Annotated in this window: 4 protein-coding genes; 2 read left to right on the top strand and 2 right to left on the bottom strand. The window is 63.3% G+C overall.

Annotated elements, in window-relative coordinates:
• A partial coding sequence (locus tag AC5JJ6_RS06365; protein WP_496041234.1) for a M20/M25/M40 family metallo-hydrolase occupies window positions 1-1,144 on the top strand: 1,144 nt, incomplete at its 5' end.
• A 99-nt stretch (window positions 1,145-1,243) separates the two neighbouring features.
• Window positions 1,244-2,455, top strand: a complete 1,212-nt coding sequence (locus AC5JJ6_RS06360; protein WP_496041233.1) for a hypothetical protein — start codon at window positions 1,244-1,246, stop codon at window positions 2,453-2,455.
• A 43-nt stretch (window positions 2,456-2,498) separates the two neighbouring features.
• Here the strand turns inward: AC5JJ6_RS06360 and AC5JJ6_RS06355 are convergent, their stop codons facing one another.
• Both AC5JJ6_RS06355 and AC5JJ6_RS06350 read right to left on the bottom strand, forming a co-directional pair.
• Entirely contained in the window at window positions 2,499-2,885 is a 387-nt protein-coding gene (locus AC5JJ6_RS06355; protein ID WP_496041235.1) for a response regulator transcription factor, read from the bottom strand.
• Window positions 2,886-2,905: 20 nt separating this feature from the next.
• Window positions 2,906-3,085 (bottom strand): hypothetical protein (locus AC5JJ6_RS06350; RefSeq protein WP_496041232.1); only part of this gene is annotated, 180 nt, incomplete at its 5' end.

Genomic DNA, 3,085 nt, shown 5'->3' with positions numbered 1-3,085 from the left:
CGAGCGGCCCGACTTCCTGACGACGCTGGAGCAGCTTGTGAGCGTCGATACCGGCACCGGCCATGGTCCGGGACTGTCCAAGGTCGAGGCCATCCTGACCGAGCGGCTGGAAGCGCTGGGTGCCGATGTCCGCGTGACCGACGCCAAGCCGTCTACAGGCAGGAACATCGTCGGTACGATGAAAGGGCAGGGCGAGGCGAAGTTCCTGCTGATGGTCCACTACGACACCGTCTTCCCGGAAGGCACCGTCGCCGAACGTCCCTTCCGCGTCGAGGGCGAGCGCATCCGCGGTCCCGGTGTGGCCGACGCGAAGGGCGGCCTCGCCGTAATCCTCCATTCGCTGAAACTGCTTCAGGATGTCAAGTTCGACCGCTACGGCACGATCACCATCCTGTTCAACCCGGATGAGGAAATGGGCTCGCGCGGATCGCGGGACACCATCGCGGAACTGGCCGCTCAGCAGGACTATGTCTTCTCCTACGAGCCGCCCGACAGCGACGCTGTCACGGTCGCGACCAACGGCATCAACACCGTCTTTTTGGACGTGAAGGGCAGGGCGTCGCACGCCGGCTCCGCTCCGGAGGAAGGCCGCAACGCCGTCACCGAACTGGCTCATCAGCTTGTCCAACTGAAGGACCTGGGCGATCCGGCGAAGGGAACGACAGTCAACTGGACGGTCGTCAAGGGAGGCGACAAGCGGAACATCATTCCGGCCCAGGCTTCCGCCGAGGGCGACATGCGCTATTCCGACTTGGCTGAGTACGACCGCGTCCTGACCGACGGCAAGCGCCTGATCCGGAACACCCTGATTCCCGATACCCAGGTCGAGTTCCGCATCGAAAAGGGCCGTCCGCCGCTGGTGAAGAATCCCGGCTCCGACCGGCTGGCGGGGCTCGCCCATGACATCTACGCCAAGACCGGGCGCGATCTCAAACCCGTCGCCATGCGCTTCGGCACCGATGCCGGCTATGCCTACGATCCGAAGAACCCGAAGCCGGCCATCCTGGAGACGATGGGGCTGGTAGGCGCCGGCCTTCACTCTCCGGAGGAATACGCCGAGATGTCCAGCATCGCGCCACGCCTGTTCCTGACGTCCGGCTTGATCATGGAGCTATCGCAGACCGGTACCGCCAAAACCGAGTAAGGTTATTAACCTTAAGGTGGAGTTAACCATACCTCGCTTATCTCAGTCCATCCGCGGGCGGCGGTCGCCCCGGATCGAGGTGGTGTGAGGTATCCGGTTATGAGTAAAGGGTTTTTTCTGCTGACGGCGGCGGCTGTGTCGGCATTCCTGCCGCTGTCGTCGGCTCAAGCCCGCGAAGCTTTTACGGCTGTGCTGAGCGCCAATGGCGAAAGCAGGACCTACGGCTATGACAGCATCGAGGATGCGATCGACAGCGTATCCGGCACCAGCCTCAGATCCCTGCTTCCCTCCTACCGCGACAATGCCCCGGCCACTGCCTCGTTCAATCTTCGCGGGCTGGCTGCGACGATCGAGTACCCGAGCGCCGGATCGACCATCGTGCTGAAGGTGCCCTCCGCCGGCATCGAGCGCACCTTCACCGGGGCTACCCGCGACGAGGCGCAGGATGCGGTCACCGACTACTTCAAGGGCGCCGGTGGAGCCGACGTCACCAAGGTCCTTCAGGCCGCCGTGCGGGAGACCGCGATCGATCCGGTGGCCGGCAACCCGGACAGCCTGATGTCGCTGATGGGCGAAGCGGATTTCGCTCAGGGTACCGATGCGCTGGGCGGTGCAGCAGGCTCGGGTGCGCCCAACCTCCTGGGCTTCAGCGTCGAGGGCGGGCGGGGCACGGCGTCCGGGGGCTACGACCAGAACCGCGTGTCCGGTACTTTCTCCTACCGTTTCAACTTTGAGGAAAGCAACGCCGCCGTCCTGGTCGACCTGCCGGTCAACTGGGTGCGCAGCGGGAAGTCGGACAGCTTGTCGGGATCGCTCGGCCTGGGCGTCCGGCTGCCTGTGACCGACCGGTGGTCGATCACTCCCGCCGTCCGTGCCGGTGTCGCGGGATCGATCGATCTCGGCGCCGCCGCGGTGGTTTATTCGGGATCGGTGACCAGCGATTTCCGCTGGGACTGGAACGGCTGGCACTTCGGCCTGGGCAACATGGCCGGCCTCTATCGTGCCACGGGTGTCTCGGTCGGCGACTACGACATCGATTACGACCTTACCAACGTGATCCTGCGGAACGGCATTTCCGTCTCACGCGACCTGACGGAAGGCCCGGCGCCGCTCCGCGTAACGGCCGCGTTCACCGACAGCCGTTACCTGGGCGACGATCTTTATGTGAAAGGGTTTGACGAAATCGCGGTCAGCTTCTCCAAAGCCACTGACAACGGCCGCTTCAGTTTCGATCGGGTCGAACTCGGTGCGGCATACGGATTCGGAGACGATTACCAGAGGATCATGGGCAAGCTGAAGATCCGCTTCTGAGCGGATTGGGTGCGGCCCGCAGGCGCAATCGCCGGCCGGCCTGTCAGTGACAGGTCGGCGGAGCGGCGTTCCGGGGAGCCTTGCGTGCCAGCGCCGTCTGGATCAGGTCCACCAGCCGTTCGTCATCGAATGGCTTTTCGATGAAAGCTATGACACCGGCTTCCAGAGCCCGCGCCTTGGTGGCAGGGTCGCCGCGTCCCGTGATCAGGATCACCGGCATGTCGTTCAAGCGCGACCCGTATCGTTCCATGAACTCCAGGCCGCTCATTACGGGCAGATGGAGATCGAGCACGAGACACCCGGCATTATTCCCGTCGAACCTTTCCAGGAATTCCGGGCAGGACGGAAAGTCTTCGACCGGCATGCTATAGGATTCGAGAAGGGTTTTCAGAGAATCACGGACAGGCTCATCGTCGTCTACGAGGAACACGGTCCTGTTCGATTCTGAAATCACGACACCCACCTCCCGCGACCTGCTGACTGACGCAATGCCGCATACCCCGGTACTGCGTCATCTTGATGCACAATAGGCTTCGGCGTGGCCGCGCGAAATACGCAATACTCCCTATGTTCAATACCGCTGGTCAGCCCGATGGCGGTGAAATGCCGGATTCCAGCGCCATCCGGACG

It is taken from the genome of Skermanella sp. (genome assembly GCF_059503625.1).
Note: the sequence above shows the minus strand (reverse complement) of the source record. Positions and strands in the feature narration are given on the sequence as shown.

What these genes read in the sequence shown, in the direction of transcription:
- AC5JJ6_RS06360 (WP_496041233.1), top strand. Translation starts at nt 1,244, where the DNA reads ATGAGTAAAGGGTTTTTTCTGCTGACGGCGGCGGCTGTGTCGGCATTC.